General features: G+C 70.1%; 20 protein-coding genes, 2 tRNA genes and 1 riboswitch. Of the genes, 11 read left to right on the top strand and 11 right to left on the bottom strand.

Going from position 1 to position 21,582, the window contains the following annotated elements:
* Positions 1-57 precede the first annotated feature (57 nt).
* Positions 58-1,419, top strand: coding sequence for a PrsW family intramembrane metalloprotease (locus ABT186_RS34050; protein ID WP_502973402.1), 1,362 nt, complete (start codon positions 58-60; stop codon positions 1,417-1,419).
* Between the two features lie 70 nt (positions 1,420-1,489).
* Here ABT186_RS34050 and ABT186_RS34045 read toward each other — a convergent pair whose 3' ends face one another.
* The 5 genes from ABT186_RS34045 to ABT186_RS34025 all read right to left on the bottom strand — a co-directional run bounded on the left by ABT186_RS34045 (position 1,490) and on the right by ABT186_RS34025 (position 6,809).
* Positions 1,490-2,434: an aldo/keto reductase gene (locus ABT186_RS34045; protein WP_351229196.1), complete on the bottom strand. Its 945-nt coding sequence runs from the start codon at positions 2,432-2,434 to the stop codon at positions 1,490-1,492.
* A 160-nt stretch (positions 2,435-2,594) separates the two neighbouring features.
* Complete coding sequence (locus tag ABT186_RS34040; protein ID WP_351229198.1) at positions 2,595-3,629, bottom strand: M23 family metallopeptidase; 1,035 nt, start codon at positions 3,627-3,629, stop codon at positions 2,595-2,597.
* Between the two features lie 11 nt (positions 3,630-3,640).
* A riboswitch (cyclic di-AMP (ydaO/yuaA leader) is annotated at positions 3,641-3,798 on the bottom strand.
* Positions 3,799-4,005: 207 nt separating this feature from the next.
* The gene (locus tag ABT186_RS34035) at positions 4,006-5,133 is read right to left on the bottom strand and encodes a PP2C family protein-serine/threonine phosphatase (RefSeq protein ID WP_351229224.1); all 1,128 of its coding nucleotides are present in this window, start codon (positions 5,131-5,133) and stop codon (positions 4,006-4,008) included.
* 313 nt (positions 5,134-5,446) lie between these two features.
* Positions 5,447-5,520 (bottom strand) — tRNA-Met (locus tag ABT186_RS34030).
* Positions 5,521-5,660: 140 nt separating this feature from the next.
* Positions 5,661-6,809, bottom strand: a complete 1,149-nt coding sequence (locus ABT186_RS34025; protein WP_351928369.1) for a dihydrofolate reductase family protein — start codon at positions 6,807-6,809, stop codon at positions 5,661-5,663.
* Positions 6,810-6,966: 157 nt separating this feature from the next.
* Between ABT186_RS34025 and ABT186_RS34020 the strand changes: the two genes are divergently transcribed.
* The 3 genes from ABT186_RS34020 to ABT186_RS34010 all read left to right on the top strand — a co-directional run bounded on the left by ABT186_RS34020 (position 6,967) and on the right by ABT186_RS34010 (position 9,004).
* The gene (locus ABT186_RS34020) at positions 6,967-7,476 is read left to right on the top strand and encodes a MarR family winged helix-turn-helix transcriptional regulator (RefSeq protein ID WP_351229202.1); all 510 of its coding nucleotides are present in this window, start codon (positions 6,967-6,969) and stop codon (positions 7,474-7,476) included.
* A 128-nt stretch (positions 7,477-7,604) separates the two neighbouring features.
* The gene (locus ABT186_RS34015; RefSeq protein ID WP_351229204.1) at positions 7,605-8,291 is read left to right on the top strand and encodes a GTP cyclohydrolase II; all 687 of its coding nucleotides are present in this window, start codon (positions 7,605-7,607) and stop codon (positions 8,289-8,291) included.
* 140 nt (positions 8,292-8,431) lie between these two features.
* The gene (locus tag ABT186_RS34010; protein ID WP_351928367.1) at positions 8,432-9,004 is read left to right on the top strand and encodes a hypothetical protein; all 573 of its coding nucleotides are present in this window, start codon (positions 8,432-8,434) and stop codon (positions 9,002-9,004) included.
* Here the strand turns inward: ABT186_RS34010 and ABT186_RS34005 are convergent.
* The gene (locus ABT186_RS34005) at positions 8,994-9,638 is read right to left on the bottom strand and encodes a response regulator transcription factor (RefSeq protein ID WP_351229208.1); all 645 of its coding nucleotides are present in this window, start codon (positions 9,636-9,638) and stop codon (positions 8,994-8,996) included. The genes ABT186_RS34010 and ABT186_RS34005 overlap by 11 nt on opposite strands.
* Positions 9,602-11,251, bottom strand: coding sequence for a sensor histidine kinase (locus tag ABT186_RS34000; RefSeq protein ID WP_351928365.1), 1,650 nt, complete (start codon positions 11,249-11,251; stop codon positions 9,602-9,604). Before ABT186_RS34000 ends, ABT186_RS34005 begins: the two co-directional genes overlap by 37 nt.
* A gap of 325 nt (positions 11,252-11,576) precedes the next feature.
* Here ABT186_RS34000 and ABT186_RS33995 point away from each other — a divergent pair, with 325 nt between their 5' ends.
* Positions 11,577-12,269 carry an ABC transporter ATP-binding protein gene (locus ABT186_RS33995; protein ID WP_351229212.1) on the top strand — a complete coding sequence of 231 codons (693 nt, stop codon included), beginning with the start codon at positions 11,577-11,579 and terminating at the stop codon, positions 12,267-12,269.
* A complete protein-coding gene (locus tag ABT186_RS33990; protein ID WP_351928363.1) occupies positions 12,266-14,623 on the top strand; it encodes an ABC transporter permease in 2,358 nt (785 codons plus the stop codon). Before ABT186_RS33995 ends, ABT186_RS33990 begins: the two co-directional genes overlap by 4 nt.
* Before the next feature lie 156 nt (positions 14,624-14,779).
* Here the strand turns inward: ABT186_RS33990 and ABT186_RS33985 are convergent.
* Both ABT186_RS33985 and ABT186_RS33980 read right to left on the bottom strand, forming a co-directional pair.
* Positions 14,780-14,853, bottom strand: a tRNA-Lys gene (locus ABT186_RS33985).
* Positions 14,854-15,003: 150 nt separating this feature from the next.
* The gene (locus ABT186_RS33980) at positions 15,004-16,026 is read right to left on the bottom strand and encodes a hypothetical protein (RefSeq protein ID WP_263230752.1); all 1,023 of its coding nucleotides are present in this window, start codon (positions 16,024-16,026) and stop codon (positions 15,004-15,006) included.
* 113 nt (positions 16,027-16,139) lie between these two features.
* Between ABT186_RS33980 and ABT186_RS33975 the strand changes: the two genes are divergently transcribed.
* Positions 16,140-16,703 (top strand): HD domain-containing protein, encoded by a 564-nt coding sequence (locus tag ABT186_RS33975; protein WP_351928361.1) that lies wholly within the window; start codon positions 16,140-16,142, stop codon positions 16,701-16,703.
* Here ABT186_RS33975 and ABT186_RS33970 read toward each other — a convergent pair.
* Both ABT186_RS33970 and ABT186_RS33965 read right to left on the bottom strand, forming a co-directional pair.
* Positions 16,691-17,158: an NUDIX hydrolase gene (locus ABT186_RS33970; RefSeq protein WP_351928359.1), complete on the bottom strand. Its 468-nt coding sequence runs from the start codon at positions 17,156-17,158 to the stop codon at positions 16,691-16,693. The two genes, ABT186_RS33975 and ABT186_RS33970, sit on opposite strands and share 13 nt — an antisense overlap.
* Entirely contained in the window at positions 17,145-17,918 is a 774-nt protein-coding gene (locus ABT186_RS33965) for a helix-turn-helix transcriptional regulator (protein ID WP_351928377.1), read from the bottom strand. Before ABT186_RS33965 ends, ABT186_RS33970 begins: the two co-directional genes overlap by 14 nt.
* Before the next feature lie 97 nt (positions 17,919-18,015).
* On the opposite strand from ABT186_RS33965, the gene ABT186_RS33960 reads away from it, so the two are divergent.
* The 4 genes from ABT186_RS33960 to ABT186_RS33945 all read left to right on the top strand — a co-directional run bounded on the left by ABT186_RS33960 (position 18,016) and on the right by ABT186_RS33945 (position 21,529).
* A complete protein-coding gene (locus tag ABT186_RS33960; RefSeq protein WP_351928357.1) occupies positions 18,016-18,708 on the top strand; it encodes an HAD family hydrolase in 693 nt (230 codons plus the stop codon).
* A gap of 105 nt (positions 18,709-18,813) precedes the next feature.
* Positions 18,814-19,716: a radical SAM protein gene (locus ABT186_RS33955; protein ID WP_351928355.1), complete on the top strand. Its 903-nt coding sequence runs from the start codon at positions 18,814-18,816 to the stop codon at positions 19,714-19,716.
* A 551-nt stretch (positions 19,717-20,267) separates the two neighbouring features.
* Positions 20,268-20,930: a class I SAM-dependent methyltransferase gene (locus tag ABT186_RS33950; RefSeq protein WP_263230757.1), complete on the top strand. Its 663-nt coding sequence runs from the start codon at positions 20,268-20,270 to the stop codon at positions 20,928-20,930.
* Between the two features lie 11 nt (positions 20,931-20,941).
* A complete protein-coding gene (locus ABT186_RS33945; protein ID WP_263230758.1) occupies positions 20,942-21,529 on the top strand; it encodes a class IV adenylate cyclase in 588 nt (195 codons plus the stop codon).
* Positions 21,530-21,582 lie beyond the last annotated feature (53 nt).

Raw genomic sequence — 21,582 nt, 5'->3', positions numbered from 1 at the left:
GCGAGCCCCGCCCGGCACTGTCGCGGGCGGCGCCCCCGTCTCGTTAGGGTCGATGCCGTGGCCACCTTTTCCTCGTATCCGACGCACCCCGACGGCAATGCCGGAGGACGCATGCTCGGGCACGCGCACTGGTGGCAGAGGCGCTGGGTGCGCTACGGGGCGCTGATCACACTTCTCGCCCTGTCCGGCCTCGTCATCCTCGCCCTCGTACGACAGCAGACCGGTACCGAGGGCTTCCTGGTCGGGCTGGGCCTCGCGGTCCTGCCCGTGCCGCTGCTCATCGCCGCGTTCCGCTGGCTGGACCGGGTCGAGCCCGGGCCCTGGCGGAACCTGCTCTTCGCCTTCGCCTGGGGAGCATGCGCGGCCGCGCTCATAGCCATCGTCGCGAACAGTTTCGCCACCAGATGGATCGCGACCGCGACCGCCGACCCGAACAGCGCCGACACGCTCGGCGCCACCGTCATAGCGCCCATCGTCGAGGAGTCCGCGAAGGCGGCGGCCGTGCTGCTGGTCTTCCTCTTCCGCAGACGGGACTTCACCGGGATCGTCGACGGGGTGGTGATAGCCGGGGTCACCGCGACCGGCTTCGCCTTCACGGAGAACATCCTCTACCTGGGCACGGCCTTCGGCACGGACCAGCTGAACGGCGAACGCGGGCTGGCGTCCGTGACGGCTGCGACCTTCTTCGTACGGGTGGTGATGTCGCCCTTCGCGCACCCGCTGTTCACCGTGCTCACCGGTATCGGCTTCGGCATCGCCGCGCTGTCGGCGGAGCGCCAGCACGTGCGCCGGGTACTGATGCCGCTGGGCGGGCTGCTGCTCGCGATGGGCATGCACGCCATGTGGAACGGGTCGTCGTCGTTCGGCCAGTACGGGTTCTTCGCGGTCTACGCGTCCTTCATGGCGCCCGCGTTCGGGCTGCTGACCTGGCTGGTCGTCTGGACGCGGCAGCGGGAGCTGCGGACCGTGCGGGAGGAGTTGCCGGCGTACGCGGTGGCCGGCTGGCTGGGGCCGGTGGAGCCGTTCGTCCTCGGCTCCATGCGGGCGCGCCGGCTGGCCCGGGAGTACGCGGGGCACCACGCCGGCCGAGCGGCGGCGCGCTCGGTCGCGGAGTACGAGGCGTATGCGACGTCGCTGGCGTTCCTGCGCCACCGGGGGCGCCGGGGGCGGGCGGGAGCCGACTTCGTCGCACGGGAACAGGAGTTGCTCTCCGCGCTGTGGGCACGGCGGGGGGTGGCACGGCCGGCGCTGGAGCACGCCGCGAGGGCCATGACGCCGGTGGCTCCGCCGGCAACGGCTCCGGCGGCCTGGCCGGGGTACGGATACGCGCCGGTGTACGGTGCGCCGCCGCCGTACTGGGCGTCGGCGCACGGTACGACGGCGGTGCCGTATCCCGGGTACAACCCGTACCGCTCATAACGGGTTGAAGTAAGGGGGTTGAAGCAAGGGGTTGAAGTAAGGCGTTGAAGCAGGAGGCTGAAAGGGCTCGCTACGCGGACGCCTCGGTGAGGCGCTTCAGCTCCTCCTCCGTCAGCGTCACATCCGCCACCGCCAGCAGTGCCGGCAGCTGTTCCACCGTGCGGGCCGAGGCGATCGGGGCCGCGATCGTCGGCTGGGCCGCCAGCCAGGCCAGGGCCACCGTGGCGAGCTCCGCGTCCCGCGCCTGCGCGACCTCGTCGAGGGCTGCCAGGACGCGCCGGCCGCGCTCCGTCTCCAGATGCTTGCCCGCACCGGCGGCCCGCGCCGAGTCCACCGTCGTACCCGGCCGGTACTTGCCCGTCAGGAAGCCGGCCGCGAGGGAGAAGTACGGAACGGCCGCGAGGCCCGCACGGGAGACGACGTCCCGCAGCGCGCCCTCGTAGGTGTCGCGCGAGACCAGGTTGTAGTGCGGCTGCAGCGCCACGTACCGCGCCAGGTCCTCGCGGTCGGAGAAGTCGAGGGACTCCTGGAGGCGCTCGGCGGAGATGTTGGAGGCGCCGATGGCGCGCACCTTGCCCGCCTTCACCAGCTCGTCGAGCGCGCCGATGATCTCCTCGACGGGCACCTCCGGCTGATCGAAGTGCGTGTAGTAGAGGTCGATGTGGTCGGTGTCCAGGCGGCGCAGGGACGCGTCGGCCGCGGCCTTGATGTTCGCGGCGGTCAGGCCCTTGTAGTCGGGGTGCTGACTGACCTTGGTCGCGATGACCACGTCGGAGCGGTTGCCGCGGGCCTTGGCCCACTTGCCAATGAGGGTCTCGGACTCGCCGCCCTTGTTGCCGGGAATCCAGGCCGAGTACGAGTCGGCCGTGTCGACGAAGTTGCCGCCCGCCGCCACGTAGGCGTCGAGCACGGCGAAGGACTGCGCCTCGTCGGCGGTCCAGCCGAAGACGTTGCCGCCGAGGGAGAGCGGGAAGACCTCGAGGTCGGAGGAGCCGAGCTTGCGAAGGGAAGTCATGCTCTTCTTCAACGCCCGGGCCGGATCGATATCTTCCGGAACAGCCGCAAAGTCCCCGTAAACAAGCAGATTCCAGAATTCCGGTTCAGGGCGCCAAGCCGACAGCCCTGGCGTCGGGGGGTGTGCGCCAGGGCCGCCGGGGTTCGGATGAGAAGAGGTGTCAGGGGTTGAGGCCCTTGCCCTGCAGCCACGCCATCGGGTCGATGGCGGCGCCGCCGTTCGGGTGGACCTCCAGGTGCAGATGCGGCCCGGTCACGTTGCCGGTCGCGCCCACGCGGCCGATGACGTCGCCCGTGGACACCTTCTGCCCCACGCTGACGCTGATCGACGACTGGTGGCAGAACCACAGCTCGGTGCCGTCGTCGAGGGTGAGGACCGTGCGGTAGCCGTACGAGCCGGCCCAGCCCGCCTGCGTGATGGTGCCGCTGTGGATCGCCTTGATGAGCGTGCCCGTGGGCGCGGCGAAGTCGAGACCGGTGTGGTAGCCGGAGGACCACATGGCACCGGCGTCACCGAAGCGGGAGGTCAGCGTGTACGAGGACGTCGGCAGCGTGTACTGCTTGGCCAGCTCGGCCAGCCGTGCCGCCTCGGCCTTCTGCTTGGCCTCCTCCTCCGCCTGCTTCTTGTCGGCGGCGGCCTTGGCCTTCGCGTCCTCCTGCGCCTTGGCCGCGGCCTCGGCGGCCTTCTTCGCGGCGGCGTCCTCAGCGGCCTGCGCGGCGGCCTTGTCGATCCGGTCCTGCTGGGAGGCGGCCTGCTCGATGATGCGGGCGCGCAGCGCCTCGCCCGCGCCGGAGTTGCCCGCGGCGGCGTCGGCGGTGGTCACGCCCGCGGCGCTGAGCGGGGTGGCGGAGCCCTTGGGGGCGCCGGCGTCCTCGCCGATGAGCGCCTTGGCCGAGTGCGTGAGCGAGGAGAGGTCCGGCAGGGATATGGACACCGGAGGCTTGCCCGACTGCGCGGTGGCCATGCCGCCCGCGCCGACGGCGGCCATCACGCCGACGCCCAGAACGGTGGAGCTGCGCGCGAGTCCGCCTCCGCGCTGCTTGGTGACGCGGTGCCGGCCGCGGACGGGGCGGAGCGACTCCTCGGTGGGGTTCCACTCCTCCCAGGGGCCCTCGTCGGTGCCAGGTGCGAAACCGAACGTCTGAGTTCCGTTCGGGGCGAACGAGGTGCTCTGGGCAGGCGGGTTGGACGCCACGTGGGCGCACTCCTTTCCTTCCTTCTCGCCTACCGGGTTAGCTGACGGGTTCGGAGCAGGAAGGTCTCCTACGCGCGTATACCTGCCGTGCTTCCACGGCGGCATCCGCTCGATTCACCCCAAGGTGGTGGTTCCCCGGCTCCCTTGCGGGATTCGGCACACGCGCACGGAGCCGCCTCTTGTGACGGCTGGGACGACCGCGCTGCGTTATCGAACGTTAATAGACGCGGGGGCCGGATTCCAAGCCGTTCGACCTAGATCATTAACGCCCCTGGCCAGGACTTTCACGCCATGAACGGCAGAAAACGGGCGAGTTGCTCCCACCTCAGGAGTCTCACAGATATTGACAGTATGTCAGTTGTTGAGCGGAGGGGCGTCAGATGATCACCTGGCGTGACGACGGCGACGGGTGCTCGGGGCGGCGTACGGCCAGCACGGCCATGTCGTCCGTGGCACGGCCGCCGGTGTGGCGGGCGACCTCCTCGGTGACGGCGGCCAGGAGTGCGGCGGGCCCGGGGAAGACGCGGCCGACGAGGCGGCCTGCGGGGTCGTAGAACTCGCCGTGCGCATCGCGTGCCTCCGAGACGCCGTCGGTGAAGAAGAGCAGCGTCGCCCCGGGCGGGAAGTCCCACTCCTTCGCCCGGTCGGGCCATATGCCGAGGTCGCCCATACCCAGCGGCAGCGCGGGCTCGGGGGGCGCCAGCTCGCTCAGGGTGCCGTCCGGGTGCAGCAGCAGCGGTGCGGGGTGGCCTCGGCTGACGATGCGGACGCGTCCGCCGCCGTGCGGGATCTCGGCGAGCACCGCGGTGGTGAACCCCTCGAACGCGTCGATCCGGTCGCGCCGGGTGCCCTCGCGCAACAACGCCCGCTCCAGGCGCTGGGCGACGGCCTCCAGCGTGGACTCCTGTTCCGCGGCCTCCCGGAAGGCGCCGATGACGACGGCGACGGCGGCCACCGCCCCCATTCCCTTCCCGCGCACGTCCCCGACGACGAGCCGGACGCCGTGCGGGGAGTCCTGCACGGCGTACAGGTCGCCGCCGATGAAGGCGCCCGCCTGTGCCGCCTCGTACCGGGCGGCGATGTCGAACCCGCCGATCCGTCCGGCGGGTTCGGGCAGCACGGCGCGCTGGGCAGCCTCGGCGATCTCATGGGCGGAGGCGAGGCGTTCGTCGTTGCGGCGGACGAGCACGTTGACCAGGACGGCCAGCACGGCGACGGTGACGATGGTGATCACCTCGGTGACCGCGTCGGCCTGCCCGAGGATGCCGAGCCCGAGGTGGACCGCGAGGACGGCGACGACGGCGGCCACGCCGGTGAGAACGGTGCCGGGCAGCGAGTAGAGCGGTGCGGCCACCAGGGGGGCGGCGGTGAAGAGGGGACCCGCCCTGAAGTCGGACGGGGTGAAGTAGTCGTGGCAGGCGCCCGCGACGACGAGCAGCGCGGGCAGGGCACGCAGGAACGCGCGCGCGTACGAGATCCGGCGGGTCTCGGACCCGACGGGCATCGGCGGTGTGGCGTCTCCCACACCGAGGTCGGCCACCGGGTCGCCGGGCAGTCGGCCGCCGGACCGGTCACGGCCGTCGTCCTCCTGGTCGTACGGCTCCTGCGACCGCCACGCGCCTGCTTGCTGCACCACCCGTCCAGGCTTTCCCGCGGGGACGGCGGGAGGCGACCGCTGAGGGCCGATCGGCGTATGCAACGGTGACACGAACGGGCGGTTGAACGCCGGGAACCAGGGATGCCGGGGCGCGGGGTACCGGGGGGCAAGGAAAAACCGAGGGCCGGAACCCTTTCGGATTCCGGCCCTCGGCCATCAGTAGCGGGGACAGGATTTGAACCTGCGACCTCTGGGTTATGAGCCCAGCGAGCTACCGAGCTGCTCCACCCCGCGTCGGTGAAACCAGTGTACGCCATGCGCGCGACACGGAGCACACCGGTTTTACGCCCATGGCCCCTCACCAGCGTTTTCCGGCCTCCACCGACCCTTTCACGGCCACGGGGTCATGCACTCACGGTGCCCCCACGGTGCCGTCAGGAGCGGGTCGCCGGGGGCAGCAGATGGGCGTTCGGGGCCATCGCACAGGCCTCGTACTCCGGAAGGAGCAGCACGTCCACCCCCGCAGCCGCCAGCAGCGCGTTGCCGTCGGCCGACTGCACGAACGTGTCCGGTTCACGCCAGGCCGTGACCACCCGTCGTACCCCGGCGTCCAGGATCAGCCGGGCGCACGGTGCGGGCCGGGAGGCGCGGCGGGCGCACGGTTCCAGGCTGCTGTACACCGTTGCGCCGGCCAGCCGCGGATCCGCCGGGCCGAGCTTCGCCAGCGCCGCCTCCTCCGCATGGACCACGGGGTCGCCGCCCTCCCGGGAGTGCCCCCGCGCCAGCTCCGTACCGTCGGCCGCGACGATCACCGCCCCCACGCTGAAGGCCGTCTCGGACGGCGGGCACTGCGCGGCCAGCTCGCAGGCCGTCTCCAGCCACCGCCGGTCCGCGGCGGAGGCGCGCTGCCCGGTGCCGGGCGCCGTGGGCACGTAGCGCATCAGCACGACGTCCCCGACCGGCCGCGTCTCCACCAGCCGCATACGCCCGGGCGGGTACGCCCCCGGCCCGAACATCCGCGGCGCCTCCGCCTCCCCCACGAACAGCGGGGCGACCACGAGCTGCAGCTCGTCCGCGAGCCCCTGCTGCAGCAGCTGCGTGTGGACGCGCCCGCCGCCCTCGACCATCAGCCGCCGCACGCCCTTGACCTCGCCCAGATGGCCGAGCACGGCCCGCCACTCCACGTCCGGGCCGAGCGCGACCACCTCCACGCCCGCCGGCAGCAGCCCGTGCAGCCGCTCCGCGCCCTTGTCCGTCGTATAGACGGTCTTCGCGCCGCCTGTGTGCCAGAAACGGGCATCGGGATCGAGGTCCCCCGACGCGCTGACCGTGACCTTCAGCGGGTACTCCGGCAGCCCGGCGGCCACCCGGGCCGCCCGCCGTTCGGCCGAGTTGACCAGCAACCGCGGATTGTCGGTGCGCAGCGTCCCCGCGCCGACCAGGATCGCGTCGCTGTCCGCCCGCACCTCGTCGACCCGGTCGAAGTCCTCGGGTCCGGACAGCAGGAGCCGCTCGGGCCCGGTGTCGTCCAGGAAGCCGTCGAGGGAGACGGCGGCGGACAACAGGACGTAGGGGTGGGCCATGGGGGCGCTCCTGTGCTCGGGCCTGCTTAGTTCGACTCGCTCAGCTTGCTTCGACTCGGCCGGCTTGCTTCGACTCGCTCAGCTTGCTTCGACTCGCTCAGCTTGGTTCGACTCGGCCAGCTTGGTTCAACTTTTAAACAGTAACTACACTGCCAGTATGACGACCCGCTGGCTCACCCCGGAGGAGGAGCGCGCCTGGCGCTCCTACCTCGCCGCGTCGTGGCTCCTGGAGGACACGATCGACCGGCAGCTCCAGCAGGAGGCCGGCATGCCGCACCTGTACTACTCCGTCCTGGCCCATCTCTCCGACGCGCCCGGCCACCAGTTGCGGATGACCGACCTCGCCGAGGCGACGAAGATCACGCGCAGCCGGCTGACCTACGTCGTCACCCGCCTGGAGAAGGACGGCATCGTCCGCCGGGAGGGGTGCCCGACCGACAAGCGCGGCAGCATCGCGGTCCTCACGGACGCGGGCATGGCACTTCTGGAGCGTACGGCGCCGGGCCATGTCGAGACGGTCCGCGCAGCCGTCTTCGACCACCTCACGCCGGAACAGGTGGCCCAGCTGGAGGCGATCTCCGACCGGATCACCGAGGCGCTCCAGGGAGACGAGGAGCGGCCCACGTGCGGCGAGCTGCCGTGGCGCCGGCGTTCGTCCTCGGCGTAACCACCAAATGAGGTTGCTTGAACATTAAAGCAGGGTTAGAGTCTCCGACCGAGGTTGTGCTTCAAATCTGAAGCATGGGGCGCACCCTCCGCACCCGCAACCCGCCGGATCGGAGAAAGACGACAGACATGCGCGACCCACGCAACGCCACGGCATCCACTGCCGGCAGTGACAGCAGCCAGACGACCGACCTCCCCACCGCCACGGTCCGCACCCGCGTGACGGTCCCGCTCCGCTTCGGCGACGGCTACACGGTCACCGCCGACCTGGTCACCTTCCACGGCCTGGCCGACGGCCAGGAGCACGTGGCCGTGATCCTCGGCGAGCCCGCCACCGACCGCCCGCCACTGGTTCGCCTGCACTCCGAGTGCCTGACCGGCGACGTCTTCGGCTCGGCCCGCTGCGACTGCGGCCCCCAGCTGCGCGAGGCGGTGGAGCGCATCGCCGACCAGGGCGGCATCCTGCTCTACCTCCGCCAGGAGGGCCGCGGCATCGGCCTCTACAACAAGCTCGACGCCTACGCCCTCCAGGACCAGGGCCTGGACACCTACGAGGCGAACGCCGCGCTCGGCCTGCCGGAGGACGCCCGCGACTACACCGCCGCCGCGCAGATGCTCCGCGCCCTCGGCATCGACAGCCTGGACCTGCTCTCCAACAACCCGGACAAGGCGGGCCAGCTCCGCGCCCTGGGCCTCACGGTCACCCACCGCGTCCCCACGGGTGTCTTCACCACGGCCCAGAACGTGCGCTATCTACGCGCGAAGGTGGTCCACACGCAGCACACGCTGCCCCTCACGGAACTGACGGCGGGCTGACCCACCACTGCCCGGCCCGCCGGGCCGGGCAGTGTGGGTGGCGCCCCGGACAAATTCCGGTGAAAGTGCCGTACGCCGCTGATACGTTGCGGCCTCCAGCCATACCGGTCGATCCCCTCCGATCGGGAGCGCCTCTCGTCATGAGCCGCCTGAGCGAGTCCGTCAGCCGTGTCCTGCACCTCCTCGGAGAAGCGGACCTGGCCGCGGACCGTACGGTCGCCCGGCTGCTCGACGAGACGACCGCCCGGCGCTCCCCGGACCTGTCCGATCCGACTCCCCAGGAGCAGGCCACGCTGATCGAGGGGCGCTCGGTCAACCTGATCCCCTCCGCGTCGGCGCTGGTCGAGCGGATCGAGACCGCGCGGGCGGCGGGGCGGCCGTTGGTCGTCAAGTACGGCATCGACCCGACCTCAGCGGATCCTGGCCGGCGAGGTGGTGGCGGCCCTGCACGGCGTGCAGGCCGCGAGCGCCGCCCGCGCGGAGTTCAGGGTGCCACGGCCTGCGCGGTGCGCAGTACGGACTCGTTGGTGGAGCCGGACCTCAAGCTCCCCGACAGCAGCAGGATCACCGGATGCGTGGGCATCCGCCCAACCTACTGGCCCGGTACGGCGATCCTCCTCATGACAGCTCGACGGCCACAAGTTCGTGCCCTCACCGTTCGGCCCGGACACAACGGCGTGATGGCTGCGCCCCCAGGATCGCTCAGCGGTTGAGGTACGCCAGCACCGCGAGGACGCGCCGGTTGTCGTCGTCGGAGGGCTGCAGGCCGAGCCGCGTGAAGATCGAGGCCGTGTGTTTGGACACCGACCGCTCAGTGATCACCAGTTGCTGCGCGATGGCCGCGTTCGAGCGCCCCTCCGCCATCAGCGAGAGCACCTCCAGCTCGCGGGGCGTGAGCGCGGCCACCGCGTCGTCGGCCGAGTTGTGGGCCAGCAGACGGGCGATCACCTCGGGGTCCATCGCGGTACCGCCCGTCGCCACGCGCCGTACCGCGTCGACGAACTGGCCACCGTCCATCACCCGGTCCTTGAGCAGGTAGCCGGTGCCGCCTTGGCCCGCGGCAAGCAATTCGCGGGCGTACAACTGCTCGACATACTGCGAGAGCACCAACACCGCAAGCCCCGGGGAGAGCCGTCGGGCCTCCAGCGCGGCACGCAGGCCCTCGTCGGTGAAGGTCGGCGGCAGCCGTACGTCCACGATCGCCGCGTCCGGTCTCTCGGCCGCCACCGCGGCCAGCAGGTCGGGTCCGTTGTCGACGGCGGCCGCCACCTCGAATCCGTGTGCCTCCAGCAGGCGCGTCAGGCCGTCCCTCAGGAGGAAGAGGTCTTCGGCGATGACAACGCGCACGGGATCTCCATGTTCACGATGGTCGGACCGCCGGGCGGGCTGCTGACGGCGAGTATGCCGTCGAAGGCGGCGAGGCGGCGCTCGACACCGCGCAGGCCGGTGCCGTCGGCCGGATCGGCCCCGCCCCGGCCGTCGTCGGTGAGGGTGATCCGTAGCGTACCCATTCCAGGGGCGCCGTCATGGCCGATCTCGATCCAGATCTGGCGGGCCTCGGCATGCTTGGTCACATTGGCCAGCAGCTCGCTCACCGCGAAATAAGCCGCCGACTCCACCGGAGCCGGCACCCGGCCCGGCAGCTCGGCAGTGAAGTGCACCTGGTGCGGCAGGTCCAGGGCGAGCGCGTGGACCGCATCGGCCAGGCCCCGGTCGGCCAGCACCGGCGGGTGGATGCCTCGGACCAGATCGCGCAGTTCGGCGAGCGCCTTTGCCGAGGACTCCTTGACCTCGGCCAGCAGGGTCCGCGCGGCCTCGGGGTTGCTGACCACCAGGTGCTGCGCCGTGTCCAGGGCCATGCCCATGGCCACCAGCCGGGCCTGCGCGCCGTCGTGCAGGTCGCGTTCGATCCGGCGCATCTCGGCAGCCCCGGCGTCGAGGGTGTCGGACCGGGTCTGGGCCAGGTGGTCGACGCGCTGCGCCAGCTCCTCCTGCCGGCTCGGGCCCAGCAGATAGCGGGCCGACCGGCCGTACCCGAGCATCAGCCGGGGCGCGGCCCACAGCACGAACGGCAGCACCACCAGCAGCGCCGTCGTCACCGTGAGCACGACCAGGAACACGTGCACGTTGGCGGGATTCACCGTGGCGGAACTGAGGAACGTGCTCAGCAGCTGCACCGCCACGTAGACGGGAGCGGCGGCCAGTGCGGCGAGGACACAGCCCACACCTCCGGTGAAGGAGGTCCACAGCAGGTCACGCCAGGTCGCCGGGTCGGTCAACACCCAGCGCGTCCACAGCCACGCTCGTCCCCATCGCGCCGGCCATCGCAGTCGGTCCCCGGTGGCGGGTGCGGGCGCGGCACGGTAGGGCACCGGGACGGGCACCCCGCTCCACGAACCCGCCATCCTCCGATGCAGTCCTGCCACCCAGCGCATGCCCAGCACGCTGCACGGGAGCAGCGGCAGACTGAGCCAGACGACGCCGTGGTCACCGCCGGGCAGCGGCCCGCTGTGGACCGCCAGAGCGGCCAGCGTCAGGACCGGGGGTACGAGCAGCGCCGCCCCGCCCGCACCCTGGGCGGCCTTGCCGTCCTGATCGGCGCCACTGCTGCGGACCAGCCCGCGCACCCCCAGTACCGCGCAGGGGACCAGGGTGAGGATCGTCAGCAGCCACAGTCCGTACCTGTCCTTGCCGACGCTGCTCGTCATCACGGCCATCGACGGTTCGAACGGCTGTCCCACGGTGAGCTGGTTGACCAGCATCAGCCCTGGAACAGCCAACAGCGCCGCGGCCCCCAGCAGGCTGACGCCCCAGATCGCGAGCAGCCGGACCGCCGCCAGGACTCCGCTGCCGACCCGCGAAGGCTCCGGTTCCAGCTCCTCCGCACCCCGCCGCGCGGGCGGCTGCGTCCGGGCCCGCCCTCGGGGCCACCTGCCCGGGGTGATCGCACTACGGCTCACGTCCGTTCTCCTCCCCTGTCGGTCCGGACCAGTGTGCGGGGCGGCAGGATCGGCCGGCATGCGTCCTGAGCCCCGAAACCGGGATGTAGCCAGCTACACCTCCAAGAGCCCGCTCAGCCCCGTGTCGGCGAACTCCGGTCTGTTCCTAGCTTCTTCGGTGGCATCGCTTCTTCGGCGGCATCGCCTCTTGGGCGGCATCGCCTCTTCGATGGCATCGCCTCTTCGATGGCATCGCCTCTTCGATGGCATCGCTTCTTCGACGGCATTGAGGAGAGCGCCGCACGAGCGGCGCCCCGGCCGTTTCCCCCCGACCCGTGGAGGACCCGTGACCGCGCCGATCATCGAGATCCGCGACGTGAGCAAGAAGTACGACGAAGAACGCCCGGCGCTGGCGGGTGTGGACCTGGAGGTGAACGCCGGCGAGGCACTGGCGGTGCTCGGGCCCTCGGGCAGCGGCAAGTCCACCCTGCTCAACATGATCGCCGGGCTGGACCGGCCGTCCGAGGGCACCGTGGCCGTGGGCGGACTTCGCCTGGACCGGCTGGGCGAGGCCGCACTGGCGAAGTACCGCAGGGAACGGATCGGGATGGTCTTCCAGTTCTTCAACCTGCTGGACGACCTGACCGTGGAGGACAACGTCCTGCTGCCGGCCCAGCTCGCGGGCCGGCCGCGCGCCCTGGCCCGCCACCGGGCGGCCGAGTTGCTGGGGCGCCTGGGCATCGCCCGGCACGCCCGCGCCTTCCCCGGCCGCCTCTCCGGCGGAGAGCGTCAACGGGTCGCAGTGGCAAGGGCCCTGATGAACCGTCCGCACCTGCTGCTGGCCGACGAGCCGACCGGTGCGCTGGACAGCGCCTCTGCGGCGGAGGTCAGGGACCTGCTGGCCGAGCTGAACCAGGAGGGGCAGACGATCGTGCTGGTCACCCATGACACCGCCCTCGCCGCTTCCTGCGCGACCCGCACCGTCGAGCTGGTCGACGGCCGGATCGCGCGCGACGTCCTGCGGGCGGTCGCCGGATGAGCGCGCTCGGCAAAGTGGTCCGCGCCGGGGTCGGCCGACGCCGGATACAGACCCTGGTGATGGTGCTGACCACGACGATGGCGGTGGCCGCGGCGGTGCTGGCGACCGGGCTGCTGGTGGCCTCCCGGGCGCCGTTCGAGCACGCCTTCGCCAAGCAGCGCGGCGCGCATCTGACGGCCTGGTTCGACCCGGCCGAGGCCCCCGCGCAGGTGGCGGCGACGGCGCACCTCGACGGCGTGACCGCCGCCGCGGGGCCCTACCCGGTGCGGTCGCTGTCCCCGCGGATCGGCGCCAACAAGTCGCGGATGCCGGTGGGCGGCGTCATGCCCGAGATGAGCGTGGTCGGCCGGGCGGACACCGGTGGAGCGGTCGACGACCTGTCCCTCACCGCGGGCCACTGGGCCACGGGCAGCGGGCAGATCGTGCTCAGCGACCAGAACACGCCGCTGGGTGTGGGCGACCGGATGTCCTTCCCCGACCTGCCGGGCAAGCCGGTGCTGACCGTCGTGGGGCTGGCCCGGTCGGTGACCGCGACCGCGGACGCCTGGGTCTCCCCGGCGCAGCTCGCGGCCCTGACCGCCCCGGGCAGCAGGCCCGGCCTGCAGATGCTCTACCGCTTCCACAGCGCCGCCACCGACGCCCAGGTCGCCGCCGACCGCAAGGCGGTCGAGACCGCTGTGGCCCCCAGGTCGCTGACCGGGGCCTCCTCCTATCTGCAGACCGAACGGTCCGCGGACCGCACCGAGGCGACCTTCGTCCCCTTCGTGATCGCCTTCGGGGTGCTCGGCCTGGTCATGTCGGTGCTGGTCATCGGCACCGTGGTCAGCGGCGCGGTCGGCTCCGCGACCAGGCGCATCGGCATCCTGAAGTCCCTGGGCTTCACCCCGGCACAGGTGGTCCGCGCCTACGTCGCCCAGGCGCTGATCCCCGCCTCGGTCGGCACCGCTCTCGGTGTCGTGCTCGGCAATCTGATGGCGGTCCCGGCCCTGGGCGACGCCCAGCGCGCCTATGGCGCCGGCTCGTCGACCGTCGCGCCGTGGATCGATCTGGCCGTCCCGGCCGGCGCACTGGCCGTGGTCGGGGCGACGGCGCTGGCCCCCGCGCTACGGGCCGGGAGGCTGCGCACGGTCGAGGCGATCGCCGTGGGCCGGACGCCACTGGCCCACCGTGGCCGGGCGGTCCGACGGCTGCTCGGCAGGTTGCCGCTGCCGCGCGCGCTGAGTCTGGGGCTGGCGGGCCCCTTCGCCCGGCCCGCCCGTTCGGCGACGGTGGCGGCGGCCGTCGTCTTCGGCACCGTCGGGGTGACCTTCGGGACCGGCCTGGCGATCTCGGTGAACGGCGTCCAGGACGGACTGGGCCGCAGGGACGCGGGCGCAGTGACGGTCCAGGACGTCGCGCCCATAACCGGGAAGGGCTCCCGCGACACGATCGATCCGGCGCTGATCGCCGCGAAGATCGCCGCGCAGCCCGGCACCCGTAGGTACTTCAGTACCGAGCAGGCCCAGGTCGGCGTGGCCGGACTCGCCGGTTCCACCCGTGTGACCGCCTATCAGGGCGATTCCTCGTGGGGCGCCTACCAGATGATCTCCGGGACCTGGTTCCACGGCCCCGGCCAGGCGGTGGTCCCCTACGGCTTCCTACGGGCCACCGGGACGCACGTCGGTGACACCGTCACCCTCACGGCGGGCGGCCGCCGCGCGCCGGTCCGGATCGTCGGCGAGGACCTGGACGTCCGCGAGGGCGGCATGACCATGCTGACCGACAGCTCCTCCCTGGCCGGGCTCGACCTCAAAATCCCTTCGGAGCTCGTGCAGTTCGACATCGACCTGAAGCCCGGCATCGACGCCGCGGCCTACGCGGCCTCGCTCGGCAGCGCCCTGCAGCCGCCGGGCATCCTGGTGCTCCCGACCGGGAACAGGGTCAACCCGACCATCATCGCCATCGACGCACTGGTGACCATGTTCACCCTGATGCTGGTCGCAGTGGCCGGGCTGGGCGTCCTCAACACGGTGGTGCTGGACACCCGCGAACGCGTCCACGACTTCGGGGTGTTCAAGGCGCTCGGTATGTCGCCGCGGCAGACCGTGGCCATGGTGCTCACCTCGGTGGCCGGGATCGGCGTGGTGGCGGCAGCGGTCGGTGTGCCGGTCGGCGTGGCCCTGCACAAGTGGGTGCTGCCGATGATGGGCCGCGCCGCGGGCACGGCGATCCCGGCGGCGGACATGACTGTGTACTCGCTGCCGATACTCGTCGTGCTGGTGTTGGGCGGCCTGGTGATCGCCACGGCGGGAGCGCTGTTGCCCGCGGGGTGGGCCGCAAAGGCGAGGACCGCGGTGGCGCTGAGGAGCGAGTAGCGCCCTGCGTGTCATCCGTATGCGCGTGGAAATGCGCGCCCCTGGTGCACACCCGCTCACGCACGCGGCCGAAGACGAAGCAGCGCCCGAGCCGACCGAAGCCGACCCGGGCGCTGCGTAGCAGGTCAGAGGGGGTTTCCCCTCTCCCGCAGCCGTAGGCCCTGTGGGACTCGAACCCACAACCAATGGATTAAAAGTCCTGGCCAAGGCTTGCCGGGTGGTTCCGGGCCGTGCTTCGGGGTCCGGAACCACCTGGTCAGGGCATGTGCGCCGTGACGGGCGGTGTGGCTCGTGACAGCTCGTGCCGCATCGTCCGCTCACGCATCGCTCACGCAAAAAGAACCTGCTGAGCAGCGCGTTCAGTACCAATGAGCGCAGTACTACTGCTTCAAAATGCTCATGATCTCGGCCGCTTTGGCGATTGCGACCCGCGGCCCGTATGCGGCCGCAGCAGCCACCACAGCTACAGCGGCCGCCAAGACGGTCTCGACTCCTGAGGGAAGCCCCGTCAGAACGGCCAGGCAAACCGCTGCTACTGGAGCGGAGACCACGGCAACCAGCCGAAGCCCTTCTCGGTTGGCCACCGGAACCGTGCCTCGAAGCCTCTGCTCTGGCAGAAGCCTGCCAGCGTTTCCGGCAGCGTAGCTGTTGCCGATCTTGGCGAGCAGCGCGGCCAGACTGCGGAGCCCACCAATGCCCTTGGTGTCAACCTGCGCCTCGGCAAGCTGCAGTTTTGCCACTACGAGGGCGGCGTGACGCTTTGTGCTGCGCTGCCGGGGAGATCCACGCCTGACGCTGTTCGAGATCCGGTGGACCCGCAGAAGCGACCGCCGAACGATGGAGCACGTGTCATCCAGATGCCGAAGCGCCTGATGCCTGGCGCTCGTATCCGCGCTGGCCACAGCCTCGCACGCCTCGATGGCAGCCATGATCGAGAGCAGGAATCTGTAACCCACGATGGCCTTGCCACGCCGGGCGGCCCACATCAGGAGGGGCAACGTCACACCAGCGAGCATCAGCGCCGGTGGCCTCAGGTCCGGTTGCACCCGCTGAGTGTCGATGGTTTTGATCACGGCGATCAACAGGTCGAAGGCCCCCATGCTGACTGCGAAGGTGAGCAGTTGATAGCGGAGTTTTACGGATCCGGCGGTCTTCCGGCCAGCCTCACGGAGATCATGGATCGGCAGGTCTGCCAAACCAAGCGGTTGGAGCGCCTGAGCTGTCGGCGCTATGTCCCGATCGGCAACCCTCGCGTTCCAGGCCGACCACCACTCTTGTATCCGGCGGATCCGACGCGCGACCCAGGCAAGCGATCGGTACGTCACCATCACTATGGCAACGAGTAACACAGCTCCGATGACCGACCGCTGGATCGCGGCTATGCGCTCCAAGTCGATGTGCATAGGAGGATCCTGGCGTGGAGCGCTGACACTCGCTGCCGACTCGACCTAGTTTGGTGCTGCTTGGTGGGGGCGCCGTGGTGTGTTCGAGAGACCTTGGGGGCATCAAGCCAGACATGGCCGATCTGATCACGAAGTGGGCGACGGAGGTAGCCGAATCCGAGCTCGCCGCTGAGCTTCCCCGGAGGTGGGCCCATACGCAAGGAGTGGCCGAGCGCGCCACCGAAGTCCGGGGGCTTCTCGGGGAGCACAGCGCTCTTCTCGTCGCTGCCGCCACCCTGCACGACATCGGGTACGCACCTCGGCTGGCCGTGACCGGGTTCCACCCGCTGGACGGGGCCAGGTTCCTTCGCGACGAGGATGGGGCCGACGAGCGGCTGGTGCGGCTGGTCGCGAACCACTCTTTTGCCCTGCTGGAGGCTGAGGAGCGCGGGCTGCGGGACGAGTTGGCGTCGGAGTTTCCATTGCTGGAGGAGCCGTTGCTGGTGGACGCTCTCGTGTACTGCGACATGACGACGACTCCCGACGGTGCCCCAACCAGTGCGCGGGAGCGGATCGCGGAGATCACCAGTCGGTATGGCGCGGACAGTGTGGTCGGCCGGTTCATCCGCCGTGCGGCCCCTGAGATCCTCTCTTCTGTGCAAAGGGTCGAGGCAGCGCTGGCGGCTCAGCCGAGGTAGGGATAGGTGCCGGCCAGGTAGTCCCCGATCTGCTGGCGCATGCTCGGGTGGATGTCGTACTGGTCGAGGTCGGCCGGCTGGACGAAGCGCACCCCGTCAGCCTCGTCGTTGATCGTGGGAGCTCCGCCGATGGGGCGGCCGATGTACGTGTTCTCGTACTGCTGGCGGATCTCTCCGTCGCTGTAGGCGACGATGTGGTTCGGGTTGGTGTAGACGCCGAGGAAGCCGGTGACCTCGGCGATGATGCCGGTCTCTTCCAGGCACTCGCGTACCGCGCACTCAGCCGCGGTCTCGCCGATGTCCTGCGCGCCTCCGGGAAGCGCCCACTGGCCGGTGTCACGGCGGCGCTGGAGAAGGATGGCCCCGGTCTCGTCGACGACGAGCAGGTTGCTGGCCGGGATAAGCGTGTTTGCCTTCGGGGCGGCCGGGTCGTTGTAGTACTCAGTCCTGCCCATGGGCGGTGGTCCTCTCGTGGTCGGGTGTCCACGACCGCGCGGCGGCCCAGACGGCATCGAAGCTCTGAGCGTAACTGTCGAACCACCCAGTGCCTTCAGTCCTCTTGAGGTGGAGCAGGGGGTTGGCGCTGGCCGGCTGCCCCCAGATGTGGGGGTTGACCAGGAGGTTGTCGTCGTAGCGGAACATGGACGTGTAGAGCGTGGTGTCGTGGAGGCGTACGGCACACCCGGCCTCGCCCAGCAGGGGTCGGTAGTACGTCAGTGATGCTCGGATCTTGGCGGCAAGAGTGTCGCCGATTCCCTCTTCGCGGCCTCGGATCGCGACGGCCTGACCGTCCGGGTCACCGAAGCACAGGCGCACCCGGACCCCCTCCGCCGCGCGCTCGGAGAGCATCTTGGCTACGTGCGGATTGGACTGCGCGAAGAACGTGCCGGAGAAGACGAGGACACCGATCTCGTGCTGGGCTTCGCGCAGCAGCGAGAGCCAGACGTCCCGCGGCACACTGGCCCGGTTCTGATAAGTGCCGACCAGTTCGGTGCCTAACCCGTCACGCGCTCGGCCGGGCCGTCGAGGCGACGCCGGCCAAAGGAAGGCCTCTTCCACGCGCAGGTGGCGGGCGACGCGGAAGCGATGCCGTGCGTGTGGAACACGCCCTCCCAGCCACCGGCTCACCGTCTTGGGGTCCACCTCGCAGACTTCCGCGAGCGATTCGGGCGAGACGCCGCGCTGCGCGAGCACAGAGTGCAGTCGGTCGTTCACAGGAGCCATGGAAGCGGCCCCATGCATGATCGCGCAAGGACGTTATGGGACGTTGTCACGGAAGCAGAGCTCCGAAGGGACTGCCTACCCTGGCGCCATGGAGCTCATCGTCCTGTGGGACATCGACCACACCCTGATCGAGAACGCGGGGGTCAGCAAGGAGATCTACGCTGCCGCCTTCTCATCACTCGCGGGACGCGAACCGTCGGAGCCGGCGCGTACCGAGGGGCGCACGGATCGACTCATCATGCGCGACATGTTCCTTCGCGACGGGCTACCTGTACCGGACTGGTCCGTCATCGAGGCCGCCCTCGCGCAAGCTGGGCATGGCCGCCTTGATGATCTGCGCCTGCGCGGGACGGCGTTGCCAGGGGTTCACGAGGCGCTGAAGGCCGCTGCCGCACGAAGTGGTTGGGTCTCCTCTGTCCTGACCGGCAACATCGCCGCCAACGCTCAGGTGAAGCTTTCCGCTTTCGGCCTCGACTCGCTGTTGGATCTGTCTGCTGGCGCCTACGGAGCAGACGCCGAGCTCCGTCCCCAACTTGTCGCGGTCGCGCGTGAACGCATACAGCAGCTCCGTGGCGTTGCGGCCGATGTGCCCGTCGTCCTGGTGGGAGACACCCCCCGCGACGTGGAAGCCGCCCTCGCCACTGGTTCCGCAATCCTTGCGGTCGCCTCTGGTGTCCACAGTGCCGAGGAGCTGGCCGCTGCCGGCGCCTACGACATCCTCCCCGACCTGTCGGACACCAGGCGGGTTCTCGGAATCCTGGAGTCCTTCGCGGACGCGTAAAACGTCCCAGGACGTCCTCGGACCGTCCCCGAACGCGGTGACGAGGTCCCCTGGCAGACCGCCACCATCGGGGTTCCCACCAGGCAGTCAGCCGAAGGAGCCCATGTGATCGAGGAAGTCACCGGGATCAGGAAGATCCGGATGCTGTACCTGCAGCTGCTCTACCGCTGCAACTTCACGTGCCTGCACTGCTTCCACGGCAAGCGACTTCAGTACGCCGACGCCTTCACCGCCGAGGAAGCCGTCAGTCTCCTCACCCTGATGCGAGACGAATACGGCACGGAGGCCGTCACCCTCCTCGGCGGGGAACCGTTCGTCCACCGGGAGCTCCCGCAGGTCGTCCGCCACGCCAAGCAGGAACTGGGCCAGCGCGTCGAGATCTGCACCAACGGATACCGGATCGAGCGCCGCCTGACCGAGATCGCTCCGCACCTGGACCTGCTCCGGGTCTCCCTTGAGGGTGTCGGCTCGACCAACGACGGCATCCGCAAGCGCGGCAGCTACCAGAGCGCCCTCAGCTCACTCAGCCTGGCACGGGACCTCGGTGTCCCGACGGGCGCGACCATGACCGTGACCTCTCAGAACATCGGCGAGGTCCTTCCCCTCGCCAGCATCCTCGGGCAGCTCGGAGTCCGGCAACTGAAGCTCCACCACCTGCGGCCGGTAGGCAATGCCGCCGACCACCCCGAGCTGCTGGTCACAGACACGACCGCCTACGGCCGGCTCCGCGAAGAACTCGCGCAGACCAGGCTGCCGCTTGAGGTGATCGTCGACGAGGACCTCTCCGAGCACGGCGTACCAGAGGTCTGCGCTCCGCCCGGCGGGCCTCGCGAGATCGACCGGATCGAGGCCGACCCGCGCGGTGCGCTCACCATGTCCTGCAAGGCGGTGGGCAAGGACTCCCACGCCTTCTGGTACGAGAAGGCCGCGAACCGCATCGTCCACAGGCCCTCCGCCACCGACGAGCTCACGCTCCCCGTACCGGACGTGGTGTACGCCCGTGCCTGACCAACCGAGATTCGAAAGCCTGGAAGGCTTACGGGGCACTGGAAAGTCGACGATCGCTCCGATGCTCGCGGCTGCCCGTCAAGCCGTCCTCGTTCCCACCGTGCCCGCCTTCTACCAGCCCCTCCGGCGCGAGGTGGACAGGCGGACGAACGTCGAAGCCCGGATGTGCCTCTACCTCTCGGCACTGTTCACGGCAGCCGAAGAGATCCAGCGCCACCTCAGAAGCGGCGTTCCGGTGGTCGTGGAGAGCTACTTCGCCCGGTGCCTCACCAGCCACCGGGCCCTGGGCGCCCGGCTCGGCGTCACTCTGCCGGCCTGGCTGCCGACACCCGTCACCTACTACCTCGTATGCGCTGACAACGAACGCCGGCGCCGCCTCGCATCACGGAACAAGCCGACATCGCGATGGGACGCGCTGACGGAGCCCGTCACGGACCAAGTGACGGATGCTTACGCCTCGTTCCCGATGCAACGCATCGACACCACGGGGCTCACCCCTGAAGAAGTCCTCCGCGTGATCACCGCCACCGATACGCAAGGAGCGCACTCCCATGCAGACACAGAGCCTGTGGGAGCACACCCTCACCTTCTTTCCGCAGTTCCTCGCGACCCTGCAGGAACGCGTTGCTCCTGATGCCACGGTCGCGGTCGTCGGTGCAAGCGACGGCAAGTTCGTCCTGCCCCTGGCCGCGGCTGGGTACCGCGTAGTGGCCATCGAACGCGACGCGCTCGCCGTGCACGGAGGTGAGGTCCGCCTCCCGGGCGGCATCGACGTACACGCCATGGGATTGATCGACCGGCTCAAGCTGGAGGAACTCCGGGCCCGTGTGCAGGTGATCGAAGAGGACTTCCTTGCGGGGGAACCTCTGGACGTGCCGTGCGAGGCGGTCTGGACGAGCTGCTCGTGGCACTACAGTGCCAACCACCACCGCCCTCTCGCCGAGTTCGTCGACCGCATGCAGCGCCTGGTCCGCCCGGGCGGTGTGTTCGGTGCGGAGTTCATGATGCCCGTGGAACAGCGCCACCACATGGTGGAGCACTACACCTCTCCCGAACGCCTGCACCGTCACTTCCTCGGCGACTGGGACGTGCTGCTCACCCTGCGCACGAACGAGTTCATTGAGCGGCCCCACATCGGCCAGCCACACGACCACATCCATCGCATGGGCCTGCTCCTGGCGGCCCGTTCGTCCGCCCACACCGACCGTCTCTGAGAGAAGGATCCATGAAGCACGAGTACGAGGCGAAGTTCCTGGCCGTCGACGTCGCCGACCTGCAGGCCAAGCTGTCTGCCCTCGGTGCCGTCCAGGCGCTCCCCCGCACCCTCCTCACCCGCAAGATCTTCGAGAACGACTCCCTCGACGGCGGGGCGTGGCTCCGTCTGCGAGACGAAGGCACCCGCTCGACGCTCACGCTCAAGCAGGTCACTGATGCCACGACGATCGACGGCACCAAGGAGATCGAGACCGAGGTCGCCGACCTGCACGCCATGGCCGACATCCTCCGCCGAGTCGGCCTCACCGAGGTCCGCTACCAGGAGAACTACCGCGAGGAGTGGCGTCTGGGAGAGGTCGCCTTCGACTTCGACACCTGGCCCGACCTCCCCACGTTCCTGGAGATCGAAGGGCCCGACGAAGCGTCCGTCCGACAGGCCGCCGATCTCTTGGGGCTTGACTACTCCCAGGCCCGGTTCGGCAGCGTCGACGAGATCTACAAGAGCGAGGCCGGCCGCGACATCCTCGCCGAGCCCACCCTGCTGTTCTCCGATGGCGAGAAGCAGGAGAAGGCTTCCTCGGCGGCCCAGGGAGCCTAATCGGGGAAGCGTCCGAACCATGCTGACGGAAATCGCCTTACAGCACAGGGTGA

Origin of the sequence: Streptomyces sp. NPDC001634, from assembly GCF_040298185.1 — a bacterium.
In the GTDB taxonomy this organism is placed as follows: Bacteria; Actinomycetota; Actinomycetes; order Streptomycetales; family Streptomycetaceae; genus Streptomyces.
This window is presented reverse-complemented; position numbering and strand designations above follow the sequence as displayed.

Bases quoted from the DNA above. Each gene is read 5' to 3' on its own strand.
- ABT186_RS33990 (WP_351928363.1), top strand. From the start codon at position 12,266: ATGAGCGCGCTCGGCAAAGTGGTCCGCGCCGGGGTCGGCCGACGCCGG.
- ABT186_RS33970 (WP_351928359.1), bottom strand. From the start codon at position 17,158: ATGGGCAGGACTGAGTACTACAACGACCCGGCCGCCCCGAAGGCAAAC.
- ABT186_RS33950 (WP_263230757.1), top strand. From the start codon at position 20,268: ATGCAGACACAGAGCCTGTGGGAGCACACCCTCACCTTCTTTCCGCAG.
- ABT186_RS34025 (WP_351928369.1), bottom strand. From the start codon at position 6,809: ATGGCCCACCCCTACGTCCTGTTGTCCGCCGCCGTCTCCCTCGACGGC.
- ABT186_RS34045 (WP_351229196.1), bottom strand. From the start codon at position 2,434: ATGACTTCCCTTCGCAAGCTCGGCTCCTCCGACCTCGAGGTCTTCCCG.
- ABT186_RS34010 (WP_351928367.1), top strand. From the start codon at position 8,432: ATGAGCCGCCTGAGCGAGTCCGTCAGCCGTGTCCTGCACCTCCTCGGA.
- ABT186_RS34020 (WP_351229202.1), top strand. From the start codon at position 6,967: ATGACGACCCGCTGGCTCACCCCGGAGGAGGAGCGCGCCTGGCGCTCC.
- ABT186_RS33975 (WP_351928361.1), top strand. From the start codon at position 16,140: ATGGCCGATCTGATCACGAAGTGGGCGACGGAGGTAGCCGAATCCGAG.
- ABT186_RS34035 (WP_351229224.1), bottom strand. From the start codon at position 5,133: ATGCCCGTCGGGTCCGAGACCCGCCGGATCTCGTACGCGCGCGCGTTC.
- ABT186_RS33980 (WP_263230752.1), bottom strand. From the start codon at position 16,026: ATGCACATCGACTTGGAGCGCATAGCCGCGATCCAGCGGTCGGTCATC.
- ABT186_RS33945 (WP_263230758.1), top strand. From the start codon at position 20,942: ATGAAGCACGAGTACGAGGCGAAGTTCCTGGCCGTCGACGTCGCCGAC.
- ABT186_RS34015 (WP_351229204.1), top strand. From the start codon at position 7,605: ATGCGCGACCCACGCAACGCCACGGCATCCACTGCCGGCAGTGACAGC.
- ABT186_RS33960 (WP_351928357.1), top strand. From the start codon at position 18,016: ATGGAGCTCATCGTCCTGTGGGACATCGACCACACCCTGATCGAGAAC.